Annotated in this window: 19 protein-coding genes and 4 pseudogenes; 11 read left to right on the forward strand and 12 right to left on the reverse strand. The window is 68.6% G+C overall.

The genetic code is table 11. The annotated features are described in order from the left end of the window. Positions 1 to 83: 83 nt before the first annotated feature. Complete coding sequence (locus QQM39_RS42750) at positions 84 to 1,124, reverse strand: NAD(P)-dependent alcohol dehydrogenase (RefSeq protein ID WP_302002953.1); 1,041 nt, start codon at positions 1,122 to 1,124, stop codon at positions 84 to 86. A 213-nt stretch (positions 1,125 to 1,337) separates the two neighbouring features. On the opposite strand from QQM39_RS42750, the pseudogene QQM39_RS42755 reads away from it, so the two are divergent. Both QQM39_RS42755 and QQM39_RS42760 read left to right on the forward strand, forming a co-directional pair. Beyond that, positions 1,338 to 1,439 (forward strand): annotated as a pseudogene (locus tag QQM39_RS42755) (MmcQ/YjbR family DNA-binding protein); the annotation flags it as partial. 180 nt (positions 1,440 to 1,619) lie between these two features. Continuing rightward, a pseudogene (locus QQM39_RS42760) lies at positions 1,620 to 2,135 on the forward strand (zinc-binding dehydrogenase); the annotation flags it as partial. Between the two features lie 94 nt (positions 2,136 to 2,229). On the opposite strand, the gene QQM39_RS42765 reads toward QQM39_RS42760, so the two are convergent. The 6 genes from QQM39_RS42765 to QQM39_RS42790 all read right to left on the reverse strand — a co-directional run bounded on the left by QQM39_RS42765 (position 2,230) and on the right by QQM39_RS42790 (position 11,002). Further along, positions 2,230 to 4,035, reverse strand: a complete 1,806-nt coding sequence (locus QQM39_RS42765) for an RICIN domain-containing protein (protein WP_302002954.1) — start codon at positions 4,033 to 4,035, stop codon at positions 2,230 to 2,232. Positions 4,036 to 4,081: 46 nt separating this feature from the next. Continuing rightward, positions 4,082 to 6,220 carry a beta-galactosidase gene (locus tag QQM39_RS42770; RefSeq protein WP_302002955.1) on the reverse strand — a complete coding sequence of 713 codons (2,139 nt, stop codon included), beginning with the start codon at positions 6,218 to 6,220 and terminating at the stop codon, positions 4,082 to 4,084. Between the two features lie 47 nt (positions 6,221 to 6,267). Next, positions 6,268 to 7,164 carry a carbohydrate ABC transporter permease gene (locus QQM39_RS42775; RefSeq protein ID WP_302003916.1) on the reverse strand — a complete coding sequence of 299 codons (897 nt, stop codon included), beginning with the start codon at positions 7,162 to 7,164 and terminating at the stop codon, positions 6,268 to 6,270. Positions 7,165 to 7,196: 32 nt separating this feature from the next. Next, on the reverse strand, positions 7,197 to 8,093 hold the full coding sequence (locus tag QQM39_RS42780; protein WP_302002956.1) for a carbohydrate ABC transporter permease: 897 nt from the start codon (positions 8,091 to 8,093) through the stop codon (positions 7,197 to 7,199). A 1-nt stretch (position 8,094) separates the two neighbouring features. After that, the gene (locus QQM39_RS42785; RefSeq protein WP_302002957.1) at positions 8,095 to 9,486 is read right to left on the reverse strand and encodes an ABC transporter substrate-binding protein; all 1,392 of its coding nucleotides are present in this window, start codon (positions 9,484 to 9,486) and stop codon (positions 8,095 to 8,097) included. 373 nt (positions 9,487 to 9,859) lie between these two features. Next, positions 9,860 to 11,002, reverse strand: coding sequence for a LacI family DNA-binding transcriptional regulator (locus tag QQM39_RS42790; protein WP_302002958.1), 1,143 nt, complete (start codon positions 11,000 to 11,002; stop codon positions 9,860 to 9,862). Positions 11,003 to 11,448: 446 nt separating this feature from the next. Between QQM39_RS42790 and QQM39_RS42795 the strand changes: the two genes are divergently transcribed. The 4 genes and pseudogenes from QQM39_RS42795 to QQM39_RS42810 all read left to right on the forward strand — a co-directional run. Then, positions 11,449 to 11,832: a DUF2255 family protein gene (locus QQM39_RS42795; RefSeq protein WP_302002959.1), complete on the forward strand. Its 384-nt coding sequence runs from the start codon at positions 11,449 to 11,451 to the stop codon at positions 11,830 to 11,832. A 19-nt stretch (positions 11,833 to 11,851) separates the two neighbouring features. Continuing rightward, positions 11,852 to 11,992 (forward strand): hypothetical protein, encoded by a 141-nt coding sequence (locus QQM39_RS42800; protein WP_302002960.1) that lies wholly within the window; start codon positions 11,852 to 11,854, stop codon positions 11,990 to 11,992. Then, on the forward strand, positions 11,989 to 12,585 hold the full coding sequence (locus QQM39_RS42805) for a cation:proton antiporter (protein WP_302002961.1): 597 nt from the start codon (positions 11,989 to 11,991) through the stop codon (positions 12,583 to 12,585). The genes QQM39_RS42800 and QQM39_RS42805 overlap by 4 nt, the downstream gene beginning before the upstream one ends. Further along, positions 12,525 to 12,680, forward strand: a pseudogene (locus QQM39_RS42810) (hypothetical protein); the annotation flags it as partial. The gene QQM39_RS42805 and the pseudogene QQM39_RS42810, both read left to right, overlap by 61 nt. Here QQM39_RS42810 and QQM39_RS42815 read toward each other — a convergent pair. Continuing rightward, positions 12,656 to 12,880 carry a hypothetical protein gene (locus QQM39_RS42815; protein ID WP_302003962.1) on the reverse strand — a complete coding sequence of 75 codons (225 nt, stop codon included), beginning with the start codon at positions 12,878 to 12,880 and terminating at the stop codon, positions 12,656 to 12,658. The pseudogene QQM39_RS42810 and the gene QQM39_RS42815 sit on opposite strands and share 25 nt — an antisense overlap. Here QQM39_RS42815 and QQM39_RS42820 point away from each other — a divergent pair. The 3 genes from QQM39_RS42820 to QQM39_RS42830 all read left to right on the forward strand — a co-directional run bounded on the left by QQM39_RS42820 (position 12,830) and on the right by QQM39_RS42830 (position 15,439). After that, a complete protein-coding gene (locus QQM39_RS42820) occupies positions 12,830 to 13,483 on the forward strand; it encodes a cation:proton antiporter (protein WP_302003917.1) in 654 nt (217 codons plus the stop codon). The two genes, QQM39_RS42815 and QQM39_RS42820, sit on opposite strands and share 51 nt — an antisense overlap. Positions 13,484 to 13,600: 117 nt before the next feature. Next, entirely contained in the window at positions 13,601 to 13,888 is a 288-nt protein-coding gene (locus tag QQM39_RS42825; RefSeq protein WP_302002962.1) for a nuclear transport factor 2 family protein, read from the forward strand. 924 nt (positions 13,889 to 14,812) lie between these two features. Then, a complete protein-coding gene (locus QQM39_RS42830; protein WP_302002963.1) occupies positions 14,813 to 15,439 on the forward strand; it encodes a bifunctional 2-polyprenyl-6-hydroxyphenol methylase/3-demethylubiquinol 3-O-methyltransferase UbiG in 627 nt (208 codons plus the stop codon). 319 nt (positions 15,440 to 15,758) lie between these two features. On the opposite strand, the gene QQM39_RS42835 is transcribed toward QQM39_RS42830, so the two are convergent. After that, a complete protein-coding gene (locus QQM39_RS42835; protein ID WP_302002964.1) occupies positions 15,759 to 15,944 on the reverse strand; it encodes a hypothetical protein in 186 nt (61 codons plus the stop codon). Positions 15,945 to 16,709: 765 nt separating this feature from the next. Here QQM39_RS42835 and QQM39_RS42840 point away from each other — a divergent pair. Then, positions 16,710 to 18,233 (forward strand): DUF1996 domain-containing protein, encoded by a 1,524-nt coding sequence (locus QQM39_RS42840; protein ID WP_302002965.1) that lies wholly within the window; start codon positions 16,710 to 16,712, stop codon positions 18,231 to 18,233. Between the two features lie 389 nt (positions 18,234 to 18,622). Here QQM39_RS42840 and QQM39_RS42845 read toward each other — a convergent pair whose 3' ends face one another. Next, entirely contained in the window at positions 18,623 to 19,339 is a 717-nt protein-coding gene (locus QQM39_RS42845) for an alpha/beta fold hydrolase (protein WP_302003918.1), read from the reverse strand. Positions 19,340 to 19,351: 12 nt separating this feature from the next. Continuing rightward, positions 19,352 to 19,474, reverse strand: a complete 123-nt coding sequence (locus QQM39_RS42850; RefSeq protein WP_302002967.1) for a hypothetical protein — start codon at positions 19,472 to 19,474, stop codon at positions 19,352 to 19,354. A 121-nt stretch (positions 19,475 to 19,595) separates the two neighbouring features. Between QQM39_RS42850 and QQM39_RS42855 the strand changes: the two genes are divergently transcribed. Next, the gene (locus QQM39_RS42855; protein ID WP_302002968.1) at positions 19,596 to 20,174 is read left to right on the forward strand and encodes a PadR family transcriptional regulator; all 579 of its coding nucleotides are present in this window, start codon (positions 19,596 to 19,598) and stop codon (positions 20,172 to 20,174) included. A gap of 22 nt (positions 20,175 to 20,196) precedes the next feature. Here QQM39_RS42855 and QQM39_RS42860 read toward each other — a convergent pair. Beyond that, a pseudogene (locus QQM39_RS42860) lies at positions 20,197 to 20,367 on the reverse strand (extracellular solute-binding protein); the annotation flags it as partial. Between the last annotated feature and the right edge of the window lie 242 nt (positions 20,368 to 20,609).

Raw genomic sequence — 20,609 nt, forward strand, 5'->3', positions numbered from 1 at the left:
AGCGCTCGTCCGCGTGCGAGTCGGCCCGACAGTCGAGGGCCCCGGCGGATGATCCGCCGGGGCCCTCGTGCGTGCGACGGGTCTCAGATGGTCGCGTTGTCGATCACGAACCGGTACCGCACGTCGCTCGCCAGCACTCGCTCGTACGCCTCGTTGATCTCGGGGGCGGCGATTCGCTCGATCTCCGCGCCGATCCCGTGCTCGGCACAGAAGTCCAGCATCTCCTGGGTCTCGGGGATGCCGCCGATCATCGATCCGGCGAGGATCTTGTTGCCACCGATGAGGGAGAACGGGTGGAAGGCGATGGGCTCCTCCGGGACGCCCACGTTCACTAGGGCGCCGCCCGTCTTCAGCAGGCTGAGGTAGGCGCCCAGGTCCAGCGGCGCCGACACCGTGGAGACGATGAGGTCGAAGGAGCCGGCGAGTTCTTCGAACGTCTTTGGGCCACTGGTCGCGTAGTAGTGGTCGGCGCCCAGCTTCAGGCCGTCGTCCTTCTTGCGCAGCGACTGGGACAGGACAGTGACCTCCGCGCCGAGCGCGTGCGCGATCTTGACGCCCACGTGGCCGAGACCGCCCAGGCCGACCACGGCAACTTGCTTGCCGGGGCCCGCGCCCCACTGCTTGAGCGGCGCGTACGTGGTGATGCCCGCGCACAGCAGCGGCGCGGCGGCGTCCAGGGACAGCCCATCGGGGATACGGACGACGAAGTTCTCGTCGACGACGACATGCGTGGCGTAACCGCCGTAGGTGATCTCGCCGTCCTTGCCGATGGCGTTGTACGTCTGGACAGCCCCTCGTACACAGTGCTGTTCCTGGCCGGCCTTGCAGTTCTCGCACTCGCGGCAGGAGTCGACCATGCAGCCGACGCCCACACGGTCGCCGACCTTGTACTTGGTCACGCCGGGGCCGACCTCGGAGACGACGCCCGCGATCTCGTGGCCCGGGACCATCGGGAAGATCGCCTCGCCCCAGCCCTCGCGGACCAGGTGGATGTCGGTGTGACAGATACCGGCGAACTTGATGTCGATCAGTACGTCGAACTCGCGGACCGTACGACGTTCGATGGTGGTGCGCTCCAGCGGAGCGTTGGCGGCGGGGGCGGCGTACGCAGCGACAGTGGTCATGCCGTGGTTCTCCTAGCGGGGGTTGCGCGCCCGGCTGCCTTCTTCCGGCCGGGTGCGTTTTTCACTGCAACCCATGTTCGCGTTAGCGCGAACATGAGCCCACTGACCCTTCCCTCACGGCCAGGGGAAGGCGTCGGCAGCGACCAGCCCCCGTCGCCGACACCGTTGCCTACGGCGAATCACCAGAGGTCAGCCTTCTCGTGGTAATTGACAGTCGTCACCGACTCCTACTTGCTCGTCGTCTCCCACCTGCCCAAGGCCGCGCAACCCGTCGACCCGCACACCTACGGCACCAGCACGCAGGCGGCCCGGTGAGCACGGCCGGTGACCGCCTCCAGGACACCGCCCGCACTGGATCTGGCTGGGGCGCGGGCGGGGCATCACGAAGCGACTGATCAACGATGCGATCGAGCACTCCTACGACCTGGTCATCGCCGGTGTGCCACAGATCGAGCGCCCGACGGGGCGTCGTCCGGGCGGTACAGGCGGCCGTGGAAGGTCGCCGTTGTCGGCCTCGGCGGCCTGGGCCACATGGCCGTCAAGCTCGCGCACGCGATGGGCGCCGAGGTCACCGTGCTGTCCCAGTCGCTGAAGAAGATGGACGACGGCCTGCGTCTGGGCGCCGACCACTACCACGCCACCAGCGACCCGGCGACCTTCGAGCAGCTCGCCGGCACCTTCGACCTCATCGTCAACACGGTGAGCGGCAAGCTCGACCTCGACGCCTACCTCGGTCTGCTGGCCGTGAACGGCACCATGGTCAACGTCGGCGCCCTTGCCGAGCCGCTGTCGCTCAACGTGTTCTCGCTCATCATGCAAGGCCGCTCCTACGCCGGTTCGCCAATCGGCGGCATCCCCGCAACCCAGGAGATGCTCGACTTCTGCGTCGAGCACGCCATCGGTTCCGAGGTCGAGGTCATCCCGGCCGAGAAGATCAACGAGGTGTACGAGCGGGTCCTCGCCTCCGACGTGCGCTACCGCTTCGTGATCGACACGTCGACGCTGGCCTGACCCATCGGCCACGTCCCCCTGAGACCACCCCGTACGAGGAGCCGCGCCCCCGAGAGTCCTCGTACGGGGTGCCGCCGACAGAGGCGGCGGGAGCCTACTGGACGAGTTCCCAGTCCTGGGAGCCGTCCGTTGTCGCGTTCTGCAAGGTCAGCGCCGCTCCGGCGGACGCACCGGTCAGATACAGGTTCGTGTTCTTGACCGACTGCAGTTTGTAGAACCCGTCGCTGGTCCTGACGAGGTTCCAGCTGCCGGTGGCGCTGTTGTCGACCCACTGGCCGATCCGCTGGCCGGCCGTCGCGTTGCCGGTCCAGATGGCCGCCGCGCGGCCGCCGGACTTGTTCAGCAAAGTCGTGCCGCCGTTCGGCTCGGTCACCACGTGCCAGTACTGGGTGTCCGCGTTCGCCGCCGCGCCCGGCGCCTCCAACACGACGTCGGGAACGTCTCCGTTGCCGAGGTTCGCGTCGTTGGTGTTGTTCCCGGTGCCGATCACCTGGTCCGTCTTCCGGTTCACCAACTGGTAGTAGGCGCCGTCCGACTGGCCGAGATCGACCTCGGCGAACTTGAGCGTCGAAGTGCCCTGGTTGTTGAGGATCGCGATCCGCCCGGTGCCCTCGACGTACTGCAGGTTGCGGCTGTAGCCGGCCTGAGATGTCGTCTGGTACTCCTTCCACGTACCGTCGCTGCGTCCGCTCTCGTTGACCCAGACGCTGCCGCTGCCTGCCGCGTTGTAGACCAGTCGCCCTCCCGGAAGCCTGATGATCACCGGACTGCCGTTTCTGGCGAGCGGACGGGAACCGGAGTCGACCGGCAAAGAAGCGACGTCCGTGCCGGTGGCGGAGCCCTTGTAGAACTCGAGCGGGCTGTCGGCGATCACGTATCTGGTGTTGGCCCCGCCGCCCCAGTACTCGAAGGGGAGCATCCACTTGCCGTCCGTCGTCCGCACGACGTTCGTCATGCCCGGCCGGCCCCCGCCGATCTCCTTCTTGCCGCCGCCCATGTCCTGGGTCAGTCCCGCGAGGTCCACGACGGGATCACTCCAGTTCGCGCTGCGGCCGTCCCAGGTCTTGTGGACGAGGATCTGACCGAGGGAATCCCTGGCGGTGTCGTTCGCGGGGTCCAGTATCGGGACGCCGGTGTCCGGGTTGAAGCCGACGTAGTCGTTCTCGTCGGAGTAGTAGCAGACGAGCTTGCCCTTGTAGACCATCAGGTACGGCTCCCAGAGGGGATCGACCTGCTTGTTCGTGTTGGCGTTCGCGATGTTCTGCCCGGTGGCGCCCGCGCTGCCGCCCTGCCAGCCGCCGGTCGCCACGACGTTGAGGATCTTCCATGTCGCACCTTCGTCGGTGCTGGAGTACAGCGCGATCGCCATGTCCTTGCGGTCACCGTCGTTGGACGGCGTCCAGTTCGGATCGGCCGCCTTGTGCTCCTTGTAGTAGTAGTCGTCGCCCGACACGACGCCGGCGAGGAGCAGCGTGCCCTGCTTCAGGTTCCCGACGTCCTGCGGAAGCGTGTAGAGGTACGGGTTGGTCCAGTTGCTCGTGTACTTCGCGTACTTGGAGTCGCTGGAGATGTACGCCGGAGCCTTGACCTCGGACAGCGGCTGCCACGACGTGCCGTCGTCGTCGCTCTTGTAGACCGGGAGCGTCTGCTTGTCGGCGCTTCCCGTCTCCGTCCCAACCGTGGACTTCTCGAACGACGCGACCAGACGCCCGCTCGGCAGCTGCGCCGACTTGGGGTAGATCGCGCAGTTGCCACGTCCCTTCAGGCACGGTTCGCTGCCGAGCTGGTACAGGGTGCCTCCGGTCGGGTTGTACGCCTGCGCGCCGGACGCGGGGATGGCCAGCATCGCGGATGCCGCGACGAAGGTTCCCAGCGCTTTCCCTGCTCTTCTTCCGTGCATTGCTCCTCCTCGGGGGATGGCCATGGTGATGCCTGTCTGGGGCGGATCAGGAGACGAACACGCGTACGTCCCAGGCGCCGAGGTCCAGGGCCGCGCCTGCGGGGAGTGACGTGCCGTTCAGGGCGTCGGAGAGGTCCACCGGGGCGGGGACGCTTGTCGGCTCCCAGCTCCAGTTGTGGACGATGTGGACGCGGCGTCCGTCGGGAGAGGTGCCGGTCGTCGCGGTGACGGATGCCGGGAGGTCCTGCCACCCGCTGCTCGCGGCCGGGGCCATCCAGGCGGCCAGCGCCCGGGCGAGGGAGCGGCCGGGGATCGTGCCGACGTAGGTGACGCGGCCCGCGCCGTGGCGGCGGGTGGTGACCGCCGGCCAGCGGCCGAAGTGGGGGTGGTCATAGCCGGCGAGTACGTCGGCGTCGACGACCGCGACGCCCTCGATCCACTGCGTCGCCGTGGCCTCCGCGGGCACCTCGAACGCACCGCCGGGCACGGCGCTGATCGGGACCTCACCCGTGAGGTTGCTGAACTCGTCGTGCTGGACGCCCGCGGCGGCGACCAGACGTCCGGGTGTCGGCTCGTGGCGGGCCCTGGCCTCGTGATCGGCGTAGCCGGTGCGCGGTCCGAGGACCAGGTGGCCGCCGGCCTCCGCGTAGGCCTCCAGCCAGTCGAGCGTGCTGTCGTCGACGACATACAGGGCCGGGGCCACGAGGACGGGGTGGCGCTGTACGGCTTCCCCGGGTGTCATGCCCTCCCGCTCACCGCGCGGATCGTGCAGCTGCCGGGCGTGGACGATGCGCACCTGGCGGCCGGCGTCGAAGGCGCCGCGGTAGAAGGGGTCGAAGACGCGGTGGTAGGCGGCCGGGTCCGGCTCGCCGTCGGGTGTGGCGAGCGGCGGGTACTTCTGCATCAGCCACTTGCTGGGCATCGAGTAGACCATCGTGATGTCGGCGTCCGGCTCGAGCCCCGCGACGAGCGGACCGGCCGCCTCGAACTCGGCGCCGAGACGAGCGATTTCGGCATAGGTCCGGCCGGGCTGTCCGGTGTGCGGGAGCACGCCGCCCCAGTAGGTCTCCGCACCGAAACGCAGGGTCTGCCACTGCCAGTACTCGATCATCCGCGCCCCGCGCGCGACGTGCGCCCAGGCGGCCTGCCGCCACTGACCGTCGTAGCCGGGCCGGTTGTCCCACGCGAAACCGATGCTCTGGGCGTTGGTCTCCGTTACCAGGAACGGCTCCTGACGCGAGGAGAACATCCAGTCGGCGGTCTGGTACATCGACCACACCCCGGTGGTCTTCCACTTCTGCTCGTGGGCGTCGGGAGTGGGGTCGGGCAGCAGGAGGCCGTCCTGCATGTCGTAGTACGGGTTGCCGGAGGCGATGTCGAGGCGGTCCGACATCTCGTCGTCCTCCACCCCTTGGCGGGTATAGGAGATGCAGGTGGTGACGAACTGCTCGGGGCGCGCGTACTCGCGGACGATGTCGGCCTGCCAGCCTATGAACTCGGTGACCTGCCGGGCCTGGAACTCCCGCCAGGCGACGTCGTACTGGGGCTGTTCGTTGCCGTCCGGCGTCCACAGGTCGGCCCACGTGGACAGGCGGTGGGACCAGTAGACCAGGCCCCACTCGCGGTTGAGGGTCTCGACGTCCCCGTACTTCTCTCGCAGGTGGTCCACGAAGCGCTGGAAGACGCCCTGGTTGTGCAAGAGGTGCAGGCCCGGCTCGTTGTCGACCTGCCATCCGATGACCGCCGGGTGGTCGACGTACCGGGCCACCATCTTGCGGATGATCCGCTCGGCGTGGAACCGGAACGCTGGGTGGGTGAAGTCGATCTCCTGGCGGGCGCCCCAGCCGAGGCGCTGCCCGGTGGCGTACTCGGCGGTGATCTCCGGGTACTGGCGGGCCAGCCACGGCGGCGCGGCGTAGGTCGGCGTGCCGATGATGACGGAGATGCCTCGTTCGTGGGCGCCGTCGAGGACGGGCTGGAGCCAGTCGAGGTCGAACCGTCCGCTCGTAGGCTCCCAGGTCGACCAGACCGACTCGCCGACCCGGATCACGGTGAAGTTCGCCTCGGCCATCAGGTCCAGGTCGGTCTTGAGACGTTCGTCGGGCCGCAGCTCGGGGTCGTAGGCGGGCGTGTACTCGTGGTAGTACGCGGCGCCGAAGAGGACGCGGGCAGGCAGAGCCGCCATGAAGGAAACCTCCGGGGAGTGGGGGAGTGGTACGAGGGCTGCGTGCCCTACTGCTTGACGCCACCGGCGGCCAAGCCGCTCTGCCAGTACCGCTGGAGCATGAGGAAGGCCACGACGAGCGGAAGGATCGAGATCAGGGAGCCGGTCACGACGAGGGCGAGCATGTCGCTGCTGGAGCCGGCCCCGCCGTTCTGGGCTTGGGCGGCCCAGGAGGAGAGGCCGACCGTGATGGGGTACAGGTCCGGGTCGTTGAGCATGATCAGCGGCAGGAAGTAGTTGTTCCAGGTCGCCACCAGCGTGAACAGCAGGACGGTCACCAGGCCCGGCGCGAGCAGCCGCAGCGCGATCGTGAAGAAGATCCGGGCCTCCCCGGCGCCGTCGATGCGGGCGGCCTCCAGGATGCTGTCGGGAATGGCGTCCTGCGCGTAGACGCGCATCAGGTAGAGACCGAACGGGTTGACCAGAGAGGGCAGGGTGATGGCCCAGGGCGTGTTGACCAGGCCCGCCTCGGCGAAGAGCAGATAGGTCGGGATCGCCAGAGCGGTGGTCGGGACCATCACCGCGCCGAGAACGAGGTTGAAGCCGATCCGGTCGCCGCGGAAGCGGAACTTGGCGAAGCCGTACCCGGCCGCGGCCGCGAGCAGCGCCGCACCGACCGCGCTGACGCCGGCGTACATCACCGTGTTGAGCAGCCAGTGCACGAAGACCCCGTCGTCCTGGGTGAAGGTCGCCTTGACGTTCGCCAGCAGTTGCGGGGCGTCGGAGAACCACAGGCCGAAGCTGTTGAACAGGTCCTGGGTGCTCTTGGTCGAGGCGATCAGCAGCCAGAACAGCGGGAGCAGGAAGTAGGCCAGGGCGGCCAGCATGGCGATGGTCAGCGGGGTGCTGCGGCGTGAACGGGAACGGCGGCGTCGCCGAGGCGCGACGGGAGCCGCGTCCGTCACCGGGGCGGCGGTGACCGTGGGGGTCGTGGTCGTCACGGGGTCCTCCTGCGGTTCGCGGTGAGCAGGATGGCGTAGGAGGCGATCACGATGACGAGGCCGAGGAGGAAGGACACCGTGGCCGCGTAGTTGACCTGCTGGCCGGTGAAGGCGAGGGAGTAGGCGTAGAGGTTGGCGGTGTAGGAGCTGCTGATGACGTCCGGGGCGACCTTCATCAGCAGGTTCGGTTCGTTGAAGAGCTGGAAGCTGCCGATGACGGAGAACAGCAGGGTGAGCATCAGTGCCGGCTTGAGCGCGGGGAGTTTGACGGACCATGCGATCCGCCAGGCGCCGGCGCCGTCCATCGCTGCGGCCTCGTACAGCTCCTGGGGGATGGTGCGCAGGGCGGCGTACAGGATGATCATGTTGTAGCCGACGAACTCCCAGGTCACGATGTTCGCCAGGCTGCCGAGCATCCAGCTCTCGCTGAGGAAGCCGGGGACCGGCAGGTCCAGGTTCCGGCTCAGCTGGGCGAAGGGGCCGAAGTCCGGGCCGTACAGATAGCCCCACATGAGTGCGGCGACCACGCTCGGGACGGCGTACGGCACGAAGATGCCCAGCCGGATCACCCGGGCGAGCCGCAGCAGCCCGCTGTCCAGCGCGAGGGCGAACAGCAGTGCCAGCAGCAGCATCACCGGGACCTGGATCACGAAGAACAGCGCGACGCGTCCGACGCCGTGGATGAGCAGGGGGTCCTGGACGGCCTTGACGTAGTTGTCCAGCCCGACGAACGCCGTGCCGCCGATGAGGCGTTCCTGGAACAGGCTGAGGTAGGCGGCGTAGCCGAGCGGGGCGAGGAAGAGCAGGACGAAGAGCACCATGAACGGTGCGACGAACAGCGGCCCTGCCGCCCGGCGCTTCCCCTTGGCGGAGGTCGCGGTGGTGACGGCCATCTCAGCTCCCCTTGACGGTGAAGCCCTGGCCCTTGGCGTACGTGGTCAGCCGCGACTGCCAGGTGCCGAGCGCGCGCACGGTGTCGGTCTTGTCGGCGAGGGACTTGCCGACCGTCTCGGTCCAGTCGGTGGCCGCCTGGTCGAGGAACGGCGGCCACTGGAAGGAGGAGTTGACCGTGGAACTGATGTCGGCGAACAGCTGGTTGACCTTCTGGCCGCCGTAGAACGACGGCGCCTGGCCGACGAACTCGGCGTCCGTGAGCAGGGCCTTGGTCGCCGGGAAGAAGAACTGCTCGGTGGCGAACATGCGCGCGCTGGCCGGGTCGCTGTTGAGGAACTGCGCGAACACGGCCGCCGCGATGGGGTTCTTGGTGGAGCGGATGACCGCGGTCGTGGAGCCGCCCCAGTTGCCCGAGCTGGGCTTGGCCGTATCCCACTGCGGCAGCGGGGCCGCCCGCCACTTGCCCGCGGTGGCCTTGGCGGAGCCGGAGAGGAAGACGGGCCCCCAGGCGGCGGTGAGCCAGGTGGCGTACTTGCCCTTGTTGAGCGCGGCGTACCAGGCGTCGGTGAAGTCCGGCTCGACGCCGATGACCCCTTCCTTCGCGAGCCCGCCCCAGTATTCGCCGAGCTTCCTGGAGACGGCGTCGTCGACGCTGATGGTGATGTCGCTCTTGTCGGACGTCACATAGGGCTTGGCGCCCGCCTGCCACTGCAGGCCGTGCCAGGCGGGCGGCTGGTTCGCCGCGAGGTTGGTGATGTAGACGTCGGGGTCGGCCTTGTGAAGCTTGCGCGCCGCCGCGGCGAACTCGTCCCAGGTCCCCGGCACTTCGATGCCGTGCTCGTCGAAGATGTCCTGCCGGTACAGCATGCCCATCGGGCCGGTGTCCTGGGGGATCGCCCAGACCTCGCCGTCGCTGCCGCTGACCTGTCCCCAAGTCCAGTCGACGAACTGGTCCTTGAGCGCGGAGGCACCGTAAGGCCGAAGGTCCAGCAGACTGTCTGTGATCGTGAAGGTCGGGATCGCCTGGTATTCCATCTGCACCATGTCCGGAGCGCCGCTCCCGGCCTTCAGCGCCGTACGCAGCTTGGTGTACTGCGGGGTGCCCTGGCCGGCGTTGACGATCTTGACCTTGACGGCTGGGTACTTCTCCTCGAAGAGCGCGATCTCCTTGGCGATGTTCGGGACCCAGGTCCAGAACGTCAGCTCGGTCGGCGTCTTCATCGCCTTGTCGATGTCGGCCTGACTGACCGGCTTTGCGGCCGCGGAGGAACCGCCGGAGGTACCGCCGCCGCAAGCCGTGAGGGCGGCGCCGAGCGACAGGGCGCCCGTCGCGGTGAGGAACAGACGACGGTTCATGGAGGACGAGCTGGCGAAGGATCCGGACGTGGGCATGGTGAACTCCCGCCGATGGCGAAGGGACAGCACGCCGGGCGAGGGCGTGCGGAAAGGGGATGACGAAGGAGAAAGCGGGCGTGGGCGCGACGATCTGGACGTCGGAGCCGACGGATACGGGAAGCGCGGCTGCGCGGGCTGCGACCGGTGTACGGCACGCAGGTGTGTGCGGAACGGACCGCAGCGCGCTGCGGCCATGTGGCTCGAGAGCCACTGGGTGAAGGCGAATGCGCGCGTCGTCCGTGTGGCGGGGTCGTCCGCAGTGGCGGGACGCGGTCGGGCTGGGTAGGGCTGAACCATGGCCGGTACGGCGGCCAGCCCCTCGGCTCACGCGCCGGGTCTGGGCTCTGCGGCCCAAACTGATCGGCGCCGTTCAGTGGTGGGTGGACGGGCCCTTCTTCGGGAGCGAAGGACTGGACGCCTCGCCACGGGATCGAGAGGTGCTATGTCGTCGACGTCCCGGGGGCGTCCGGGGCGGCGGGGGCTGGGTCGAAGCACGGACGACGAGGTCGACCGGTGGGTCGCTCGCCGGCAGAGCCTCTGCCTGCGGGTTCTCGATGGCGTGCACGAGTCGTTTGAGCCCCTCCTGCGCCACGGTGTCGAACGGCTGCCGCACCGTGGTCAGTGGAGGAGTCACATAGGCGGCGACCGGGATGTCGTCGAAGCCGACGACGCTGACGTCCTCCGGCACCTGCCGGCCGGCTTCCGTCAGAGCCCGGATCAGGCCGATGGCCATGTCGTCGTTGGCGGCGAACACCGCCGTCACCTCGGAGTCGGCGGCCAGTTGCAGGCCCGCCGCATAGCCGGAGGCGGCCGACCAGTCGCCCTCGACGACCGGCGGCTCCTCCCTGCCATGTGCGGCCAGCGCCGCCCGCCATCCCTCGAGACGGTCCTTGGCGGCGTACCACCGCTGGGGACCGGCGAGGTGATGGACCGTCGGGTGTCCCAGGTCCAGCAGATGTTCGACGGCCGCCTGTGCCATCAGATCGGCGCCGCGCCCCCCGAACAACACTGTGGAGGCCGCGAAGGGCGGTGGCGCGCCAAGGACCAGAACGGGCACGTCGACGCGGACGGAGAGGTCTCCTTCGCCGCCTTCCTCGTCGATCGGCTCGGAGATGACGATCCCGTCCACGCCCTGGTCGAGGAGCGAGCCGACGGCGCCGGCGACCCCCGCCGGGTCGCCTTCCATCGTGTTGACCACGCGGAGCGCGTAGCCCGTGTCCCGGACGACCCGCTCCACACCCATGAGCAGTGAGGCGGGACCGTACAGGGCCGTGCCCAGTGTCACCACGCCGATCGAGCGGGTCCGTCCGGAGGCCAGCGCCCGGGCGGCGTTGTTGCGCCGGTAGCCGAGCTGTTCGGCGGCTTCGAGGACGCGCCGGCGTACCTCGGCGGACACGTATGGCTCGTCGTTGAAGACCCTCGACACCGTTTTCTGCGAGACCCCGGCCACCCGGGCCACGTCCACGCTGCGCGGCGCGCCGGTGCTTCCGTCCCGTCCTGTCCCTCGCGTCATGACGTCTCCCGATGGCGACACGATCGAGCCCAATGATGTCAGACGCCGTTTGTCTGACTGCGCGGTCATGTCTACGCAGTCATACGGCAGGCGTCAAGAGTTTGGAACGCATCCGTAACGGTCCGTCGGGGCCGGGCCACCGACGGACCGGGGTCGTGGCGGCGAACAGCCGGCGCCCGTGCGGCGCCGCATACGACGGTTCGGCCGCCCGGTCGCGGCCGGCTCCCCGTCGGCGGACACCAGGCGGCGCCGACAGCGGCGTGGGGGCCCTGTCACACCCTGGAACGCCGACTTCCGGCATGGCACGGTCTGCCGTGATGCGAGAACAGTGACCAGGCTTGATGCTCGGTGAAGATCGTCTTGCGTCAAGGGGAGTCCCCTTCTCACCCCAACCTGTTCAGCCCGCCCCGCAGTAGCAGGCAACCGAGAACCGAGGAGATGAACTGATGACCACCACTGCTCCCTGGCTCGACGACGAACTCGACCGGGTCGGATCGGCCGAGGAAATCGAGGTCGCCTCCCGGCGCCGGGAGGGCGAGCTGAGCAGTTGGCGCACCATCTGGGTCGTGCGCGTGGGCGACGGCATCTACGTCCGCTCCGTGAACGGCCCCACCTCCGCCTGGTTCCGCGGCACCCGAACCCGACACGAGGGCCGTGTCGAGGCCGATGGGGTCGAGAAGGACGTGGCGTTCGAGGACCTCGACGGCGAGACCAACGACGCGGTCGACGCCGCCTACCGCACCAAGGACAGCCGGTACTCCGCCAACACCATCCAGCGCATCACGAGCTCCACCGCGGGCTCGACGACCATGCGGCTCCTGCCTCGCTGACCGCCGCGGGAGAAGAGCAATGTTCACTGTCACCGCCCACGCCGCCACGTCGCCCGGCGAGCCCCTCGCCCCGACCAGCGCCGAGCATCGTGATCCCGGACGCCACGATGTCGCGCAGTCGGTCATCCGACTCCTGACCCGGCTGGTAGCCATGCCGTGATCGGTCTCGAACTCGTCGTGGTTCTCGGCGTGGCAGTGCTCCTGGGCAACGGCCTCGGTGAGCGCTACCGGATCGCCCCGCCCGTCGTGCTGCTCGTCTTCGGCGCGCTGCTCGGCTTCGTGCCCGCGCTGCGCGAGGTGGAGCTGCCGCCGGAGGCGGTCCTGCTGATCTTCCTTCCGGTGCTGCTGTACTGGGAGAGCCTGACCACCTCCCTGCGGGAGATCCGGCGGGATCTGCGCGGCATCATGCTGATGAGCACCGTGCTGGTCATCGGCACCGCCGGAGCCGTGGCGACCGTGGCGCACGAGCTGGGCCTGGCCTGGGGGCCGGCATGGGTGCTGGGCGCCGCGGTGGCTCCTACCGACGCGACGGCCGTCGGAGTCCTCGCCAAGGCGCTGCCCCGCCGCAACGTGACTCTGCTGCGCGCGGAGAGCCTCATCAACGACGGCACCGCCCTCGTGGTCTTCGGTCTGGCCGTCGGCATCACGGTCGGCGAGGAGCTGAGCACTTCACCGTCCCGCACGTCACCTGGTTGTTCGCCGTCTCCTACCTCGGCGGAGTCGCGGCCGGAGCCTTGGTCGCGTGGCTGGTGATCAGGGCGCGACGGGTCTTCGACAACCCGCTGCTGGGCAACGTGGCCATGATCCTCACCCCCTTCACGGCCTATCTCCTCGCCGAGCTGATCCACGCCTCCGGCGTCCTCGCGGCCGTCTCCGCCGGACTGATCATGAGCCAGGCCGGACCGCGCATGGCCGCGGCCGCGATGGCCGCCAGGCGGAGGAGTTCTGATCGCTGGCAACCTTCCTGCTCAACGGTTCCCTGTTCGTCCTCGTCGGCCTGCAGGCACAGGCGGCCGTACGCGAACTGCGCGGCAGTGACCTCACCCACGCCCTCATCGCCGTCGCGGCCGTCTCCGCCGTGGTCGTCGCCGGGCGCTTCGCCTTCAACTTCACCGTCCCGTACCTGATCCGTCTGCTGGACCGCCGTCCTCAGCAACGCCTGCGCCGGATGAACTACCGCGCCCGCGTGGTCACGTCCATCGCCGGCTTCCGGGGTGCCGTCTCGCTGGCCGTGGCGCTGTCGGTGCCGACGACACTGGACTCCGGCGCGCCCTTCCCGGACCGGGACACGATCGTCTTCGTCACCTCCGGCGTCATCGTCACCACCCTGGTCGTACAGGGCCTGCTGTTGCCGGCCGTGGGGCGGTGGGCCCGGCTGCCCCGCGACACCTCCATCCAGGAGGAACGCTTCCTCGCCGAGACGACCGCCACCGAGGAGGCCCTCAAGGCCCTCCCGGAACTCGCCGAGCAACTGGACACCGACCCGGCCGTCGCCGAGCGCATGCGCCAGGAGTACGAAACCCACCTGCTCGTCGTCCGCGCCGGCGGCGGCGAGACTGATGACGAGGACCTCCTGCGTCACGACCGGCACTGCACCGCCCTGCGCCTGGCCATCCTCGCCCACAAACGCGCCAGTGCTCCGCCTGCGTGACGACCACGAGATCGACGACACCGTGCTGCGCCAGGTCCAGCGCCATCTCGACCTCGAAGAAGTACGGCTGTCCCGACGCCAAGCCGCCGAATGACCCCCACCAGGACAGGAGTCACTGTGAACGCATCCCCGGACGAGAACGCCCGTGAAGAGGTCCTCGCCGCCTACCGCGCCCACCTGCAGGCGATGGCCGACGGCGACACCGACGCCCTGGACGACCTGCTCGACGACGGCTTCACCCTCACTCACATCACCGGGTACCAACAGCCCAAGGCCGAGTGGCTGTCCCAGATGCGAGCCGGCCAGTTCGTCTACCACAGCGTGATCGAGAAGAACGTCACCGTGGACGTGCAAGGCGATGCGGCCCGCCTCGTCGGCCGCATCGTCACGGAGGCAACGGTCTAGGGCACGCACGCCGACTGGCCGCTGCAATTCACCATGGACTACGCCCGAGACGGCGAAACGTGGATTGCGCTGCGATCCGTGGCAACGACCTGGTGACACCTACGCGGCCGGCCCGCCGCGGGCGGGGCTCGGCGGGCGGGTTCCGGCCCCGGGATACGGCCCGCTACCGGCACGACGCGATCAAGGACGGCACCCGCCTCCCCCTCTACGGGGACTTCGTCTCCAACATCACCCCTTGCGCCTTCTGGCCTGTGCAACCTCTACAAGCCGTTACCCCAAGGCGCCCGCACCGGGCCTCTCAGGGCAACAGACAGGACCTGACAGACGCAGGTCCTGCACCATGTTTGTCTCCCTTGCCGACTGTCCCTTGTGTGTCCCGGCAACCCAGCCGGACAGGATCCGCTCGCCATGGCGTACCTGCCGGGACTTGATGGCACGACACCCGGCGCACATCCCTGTGGCCCCTCACACGCGCGGCAGGCGAGCCCAGACTGGTCGGTTTCAGCTATCCGCTTCCCACCGCGACCACTTCCCGCGTCCCGGCGGGCGACTCAGCCGAGGAGCAAGGCGACTGCGCCGCTGCCCGGTGCGGCGCGGCGCGCTCCGTTCGGTCGGTCGGTGCGGCGGAGAGATGGAACTCCGGCGGTCCGATCGTGTGGGTGCGGGAGGGCCAACGCCCACCTGGCGGGAGGGGATACCTGCGCCGCACCACCTGACCGTCACGCTTTCACACCACTGGGTGCCCGACGACGGCAGCCGGGTGGTCAGGTACGGGTGCAGAGGTAGCGTACGGTCGGACTCCTGTGCGAGCCTCGCCCTGTGTACCGTCGTAGCAGGCCGCGAGGTCTGCACCGACGAGCGGAAAAGGGCGATGGCACTGTCCTCGCTCCTGCTGGGCGAGGCTGACCGGAAGGCACGCTGAACATGACCGGGCAACGCGACCGTTGGGCGGAACTGACCGGCGGACAAGCCGGAGAGGAGTACGCTCAGCGTTTCGCGCGGCTCGCCGAATCGGGCCACGACATCCACGGCGAGGCCGCCTTCTGTGCCGCGCTGCTGAAGCCAGCGGCCCGGGTGCTCGACGCCGGCTGCGGCACTGGCCGGATCGCGATCCGGCTCGCCGAGCTGGGCCACTACTGCACCGGCGTGGACGTTGACCCCTCGATGCTCGCTGTTGCCGGCCGCGACGCGCCCACGCAGGAGTGGCTCCTCGGCGACCTGGCCCGTCTGGATGCCCTCGGCTTGAATCCGGGCTTCGACCTGGCGCTGGCCGCCGGAAACGTCATCCCTCTGCTGGCCCCCGGTACCGAACCAGCTGTCGTCCGGCAGCTGGCCGCCGCACTGCGCCCCGGCGGTCTGCTGGTCACGGGAATGGGACTGGACGCGGCACACCTGCCGCTGCCCGAACCATCGGTGACCCTTGCAGAGTTCGACCACTGGTGCGCCCAGTCCGGACTGACCCTGCGGCAGCGCTACGCCACCTGGAGCAGCGACCCCTACCACCAAGACTGCGGTTATGCCGTCAGCGTGCACTCCCGCCCCACCACGTGAGTCCGTGCCTATCCGCGACGATGTCGCCTGGCCGGCGATCGCCGACCACCTCGGCGCACGACAGTGTCTGCCCCGGGCACGTGCCCGCGTGCTTCCACACCTTGATCGTCTGCCACGGGATGGGACACCATCCCAGGCGGCGGAGAAGTGCCCCCGTTCAGCGGGCCGAAAATGGGGGGCCTGACCTGCAGGTTCTCTCTCGTTCTCCGAACCTGACATGATTCCGATGACGCACCATGTTGAGTGTGTCGTGATCCTTGAGCCTGCGGCAAAGGGCGCCTGACCTGCAGGTTCGGGACGTCAGCAACCCCGACCGGTGTCAGCCGTCACTTCCCTGGGCGGAGACGATGTGGCCGGCCTCGGCGGCGCAATGGTCGGGCTGGTCGGCGGGGGCAACGGTCATCGTGGCTCCGAGGGCCGCAGTCGCCAGGAACCCGCTGCCGATGACACTCAGGGGACTCGGTGTGGCGGGCTTGTGGTTGTCGCGCTGGTTGGGCCTGCTCATGTCTGACTCCACGTGGTTCTCACCGCAACTCCGGGCTGGTGGCGAGGGACCAGGCTTGCCGGTTCAACAGCCTGAGTGAAGCTGGTTGGTCGTCATGTCAACCTCTCGTAAGAATTGGGCCGGACCTTCCCGCCGCAGCTATGTCCAGCCGAACTTGCATGTGTGCACCGCGCACTGGGGCCGGGGGCAAACGGCCGTGGGTCTTGTCCGCTCGGGGGAAGGCGGAAGTTCGTCCGGTAACCGCGGTCGCGTCAGGGCTGTTCTCGACGACAAGGACATCGTGTACCCGACTGGAGCCTTGTCGTGCCGTCGCTGCGAGAGCGCCCTGGCGTGAGCGTCGTGGTACGACCGGACTCTGTGGCCGTCGCACGCCGTCGTGAGGTGTCTTCTCGCCTCGCGGGTGCCATCCACCAGCGCTCCTGAAGTCATCGGTTCGGTGCGGCGAGTTCTTACAAGAACCTGACGTGGCGATCGAATTCCTCCGTCACGGCAGTCCCACGGGCAACTGTGGTTCCTGGCGAAGGGATCGACGGATGCGTCGAGAGCCGGATGAGTCGGGAACGAAGGGGCCAAGCAGTCCCCGACGGTCCGTGCCCAGGCGGGCGGAGCACCCCGAGTCGCGGACGGATGGCCTTGCGCGACGACCGGCCGGCCCTTCGTCGGCAACGGGTCCCTCAGCGGGGCCGACAGGCAGGACAGCGCTTCTCTCTGGCGGGACTCGCCTCGTGAAGTGATGTTCCACCAAGAAGAGTTCGGAGGAAGTCCATGCGGCGCAACACGCGCAAACGATCGAAGACCACGGGCGGCAAGGTCATTGCCGCCGCTGCGGCTCTCACGCTCGGAGCAGGCGGGCTGGTGGTCGTGAATGTGTATGCCTCCGCCCACGAGACATCGGGCGCCAACACCGTCAAACGATCGTCTCAGGGTGGGACCGGCCAAGCCGCGGCCTCGGAAGCCTCCACCATTGACTGCCCCGACGTGGGCAGCCGACTGCAGCAGGTGCCGGACCAGGCCAGGGTGGAGGTCGACAAGCAGCTTGCTTTGCTGGACAGCCAGATCTCCGAGGCCTATCAGCGGCTGCAGAGTTCGACCCGGGCCATAGAGCAGGACAGCGACTTCGCCGACAACGCGATCATGGGTCCCCTGAAGGACAAGCGGGTCGCGACGATCGACCGGATCGCCATCGCCATCGGCAGGGTGGGGGACAGGCCACAGGGCCTTGAGTCACTGGCCGCCTGTACGCTGCGCGCTTCCGGCAGCCAGAACGACGCCGGTGACAATCAGAACGGCGGCCAGGAGCAGGGCCAGGAGGACGGCCAGGGACAAGAACAGGGCAACGGCCAGGGGCAGCCCGCCGGTGGCGGACAGGCAGGCAACGGGCCGGTCGCCGCCGACTTCGTCGACATCACCACGGTCCAACCCAATGTGACAGCACCCCGCGCGTCGCGGGAAGCCTCCCGGGGGACCTTCACGACCCAGTGCGGGGTGAACGAGAACAAGCTGTACAACAGCGACAACGTCATCGTCGCGCCCGGTGTGGACAACGGTGCTCATCACACGCATGACTACGTCGGGAACCAGGCGAACGACGCGTTCGCCGACAACGACGACTTCGCGGGCGGCGAGACGACATGCCGGAACCAGGGCGACAAGTCCTCCTACTACTGGCCGGTCCTGCGGCTGCAGGACGGCACCGAGGAATTCGACGCCCAGCAGCAGGGCGGCGGCGCCGAGGGCAATGCCGGCAAGATCCTCACCGCATCCGAGGTGACCCTGGAGTACGTGGGCAACGCGACCAGCAAGGTGGTGGCCATGCCCAGGTTCCTGCGGATCATCACCGGTGATGCGAAGGCGTTCACCAATGGCACCGCGAACGCCAACGCGGCGTGGAGCTGCACCGGCTTCGAGGACCGCCAGTTGACGGACAAGTACCCGATCTGTCCCGAGGGCAGCAGTGTGGTGCGGACGTCCAAGTTCCAGAGCTGCTGGGACGGCCAGAACATCGACAGCGCCAACCACCGCGCCCACGTCGCGTTCGCCGATCCGAACTCGGGCGCTTGTCCGAGTGGCTTCAAGGCCATTCCGCAGCTCGTACAGCGTCTGGTCTACGACGTGGACGCGCCCAGCCTGAACGACAACGGCCAGTCGAGCCCGTTCTACGCGGTGGACGGCTTCCCGGAGCAGATGCACAAGCCGATCACGGACCACGGTGACTTCGTCAACGTCTTCGACGAGCAGCTGATGAATGACATGGTCCAGTGCATCAACACCGGCCGCCAGTGCCAGTGATGGCACGGCATTGAGCCGCTGTCCGGGCCAACGGTGACTGCCGGCCAACGCCCATGACTGAGACAAACACGCGTCGGCGACGGGTGTACGAAACCCGTCGCCCGGCGTTTTGCTTCAGTCAGATGCCCTTGGCCGGAGGTGGTCCCGGTATGCCCGGCTGATGCTCGGCTGACCGCTGTCCCACGCGCGAGGAGATGGTGGCAGGGCTGGGGTCGCGTCCAGCTGTCGGAGGCGTTGTCGTGCTCGCCGTCAGCGCATCTCGCCCACGCCGGAGAAGGCCGGCATTGAGCAGCCGACGACGCGTCGGCTCGGAGGAGCTGAAGTACCGGGGCCGCTCCTGGGGAAGACGGTTCGACGGAGGCCAACCGTCAGCTGACCCGGGCCCTGGATCAGCGAGACGCAACAGCTTGTCGCGCTGCGGTGTCCGCCTCGGGCCATGCGGCGGGCTTCAGGGCGAAGGGGAGGATCGCTTCGGCCATTGCGTCGGGGTCGGTGAGATGCGCGTCGTGTGCCTGGCCGGGGATCTCCACGAGGCGGCCGTTCGGCATGGCCTGCTGGAGGCGCCGGGATGTGTCGGTGAGCCACGGGGGGCTGAGCTGCCCGACGACCAGGAGAGTGGGGGTTTCCAGGAGAGCGAACCGCTCGAGGTCGTCGCCGAAGGCGTCCATGGCGCGGACCTCGCGGGCCCAGGTCGGGGTCATCGACGCTCGTACGGACCACACCGGCTCGCGGCGGAACGCCTCGATCGCTTCCTCCGGCAGCTTCAGGAAGTTCTGGAGGCCGAGGGTCAGCGCGTGGTCGAGGTCGCCCTTGTGCACTGCCTGTTCGAACGGTGCGATGGCGTCGCCTCCGACGGGGCCGTGCAGCGGCACGGGGGGCTCGTAGAGGATGAACCCGGCGGGAGGTTGCTTGAGCGCGAGGCCCAGGGTGACGAGCCCGCCGTAGGAGTGGCCGAGCAAGATCGCCTCGGGGCCCGCGAGTTCGAGGACGGCGGCGATGTCCTCCTGCTCGCGCTCGATGCTGAAGTCGGGGCTGTCGCCGCTGGCTCCGTGGCCACGGCGGTCGACGGCGTACGTGGTCATGTGGGGCGCGAGGACGTCGGCCAGGAGCTGCCAGTCCTAGGCGGTGCACAGGGCTCCCGGGGACACGACCAAGGGACGTCCCTGTCCGGTGACAGTGACGGCGACGGCGGTGCCGTCGGCGGAGGTGACCTGAGTCCGCCGGGGGCTGATGTCGGTCATGTTCTCTTTCCTTTCGGGGATGTGCGCCTGGTCGTGCGGTTGCTTCACGACGCGGCGTGGTTCCTGCCCGACCGTACATCGAATCGATGTGAACATCGATTCGATGTGAGAAGATGGCGTCATGCTGGAACTCGCGATCCTGGGCTTCCTCGCCGACGGCCCCCTGCACGGCCATGAGCTACGCCGCCGCGTCACCCAGCTGTCCGGGTATACGCGTCCGGTCAGTGACGGCAGCCTCTACCCGGCCATCAGCCGCCTGACGAAGGCGGGCCTGCTGGAGCGGCGCGTCGAGCCGAGTGCGGGCGCGGCGCGGTACGTCCTGTTTCTGACCGAGGCCGGGCGCGTCGAGATGCTGAAGCGGCTGCGCGAGCCCGCCGAGCACGAGATCACCGACTTCACGCGGTTCTTCACGATCCTGGCGTTCCTCTCCCAGCTCCCGGACGTCATCGACCAGCACGCGGTGCTCCGTCGGCGGCTGGAGTTCTTGGAGGCGCCGGCGAGCTTCTTCTACGACTGTGACCGCCCCCTGCGTGCGGAGGAAGTCGCCGACCCCTACCGGCGCGGCATGCTGCTCACCGCCCGCGCCATCAGTCGCGCCGAACGCGCCTGGCTGCGCGAGATCCTGGGCGAAGACGACCCCGGCCCCGGCGCCGCGCACCCCAGCGAGGGTCCCGGTACGCTCGATGAACGCGTGAGCTGAGAGGCACCGGAGGCCTGTACATGTTGATCTGGTCGAAGGTGCCCATCGCCGGCCAGGCGTCCTTGTCACCGAAGGCGATCGGGACCAGCTTGTCCTTCTCCATCTGCTTGCACAGGGCGACGAACTGGTCCCAGGTGGTGGGGACTTCGTAGCCGTACTGCTGGAAGACGCTCTTCCGGTAGAAGATCGCCCACAGGGACGTGGCAAACTCCGGGCGCGGGCCTGCTCGTTCGGGTTCCGTGAGGGTGAGCCGATGGAAGTACTTCCAGAGACCCCTCGCACCCCTCCCTTCTCGGGGGAGAAAGGGATCGGGGGACAGAACTCTCCCTGCCGAAGGCCATGTGCAAAGGCGCTGTACGCTGCCGAGCACGACGCCGACGGGGCCGCGCAGGCCGTCACCGTCGACCGCAGCATCGGCCGGGGCCGTATCACCGG

The sequence above is a fragment of the Streptomyces sp. DT2A-34 genome (genome assembly GCF_030499515.1).
Taxonomy (GTDB): Bacteria; Actinomycetota; Actinomycetes; order Streptomycetales; family Streptomycetaceae; genus Streptomyces.

Excerpts from the sequence above, each read along its gene's own strand:
- QQM39_RS42750 (WP_302002953.1), bottom strand. The coding sequence starts at position 1,124 with ATGACCACTGTCGCTGCGTACGCCGCCCCCGCCGCCAACGCTCCGCTG.
- QQM39_RS42765 (WP_302002954.1), bottom strand. The coding sequence starts at position 4,035 with ATGCACGGAAGAAGAGCAGGGAAAGCGCTGGGAACCTTCGTCGCGGCA.
- QQM39_RS42770 (WP_302002955.1), bottom strand. The coding sequence starts at position 6,220 with ATGGCGGCTCTGCCTGCCCGCGTCCTCTTCGGCGCCGCGTACTACCAC.
- QQM39_RS42780 (WP_302002956.1), bottom strand. The coding sequence starts at position 8,093 with ATGGCCGTCACCACCGCGACCTCCGCCAAGGGGAAGCGCCGGGCGGCA.
- QQM39_RS42785 (WP_302002957.1), bottom strand. The coding sequence starts at position 9,486 with ATGCCCACGTCCGGATCCTTCGCCAGCTCGTCCTCCATGAACCGTCGT.
- QQM39_RS42790 (WP_302002958.1), bottom strand. The coding sequence starts at position 11,002 with ATGACGCGAGGGACAGGACGGGACGGAAGCACCGGCGCGCCGCGCAGC.
- QQM39_RS42795 (WP_302002959.1), top strand. The coding sequence starts at position 11,449 with ATGACCACCACTGCTCCCTGGCTCGACGACGAACTCGACCGGGTCGGA.
- QQM39_RS42800 (WP_302002960.1), top strand. The coding sequence starts at position 11,852 with ATGTTCACTGTCACCGCCCACGCCGCCACGTCGCCCGGCGAGCCCCTC.
- QQM39_RS42830 (WP_302002963.1), top strand. The coding sequence starts at position 14,813 with ATGACCGGGCAACGCGACCGTTGGGCGGAACTGACCGGCGGACAAGCC.
- QQM39_RS42835 (WP_302002964.1), bottom strand. The coding sequence starts at position 15,944 with ATGAGCAGGCCCAACCAGCGCGACAACCACAAGCCCGCCACACCGAGT.
- QQM39_RS42840 (WP_302002965.1), top strand. The coding sequence starts at position 16,710 with ATGCGGCGCAACACGCGCAAACGATCGAAGACCACGGGCGGCAAGGTC.
- QQM39_RS42850 (WP_302002967.1), bottom strand. The coding sequence starts at position 19,474 with ATGACCGACATCAGCCCCCGGCGGACTCAGGTCACCTCCGCCGACGGC.
- QQM39_RS42855 (WP_302002968.1), top strand. The coding sequence starts at position 19,596 with ATGCTGGAACTCGCGATCCTGGGCTTCCTCGCCGACGGCCCCCTGCAC.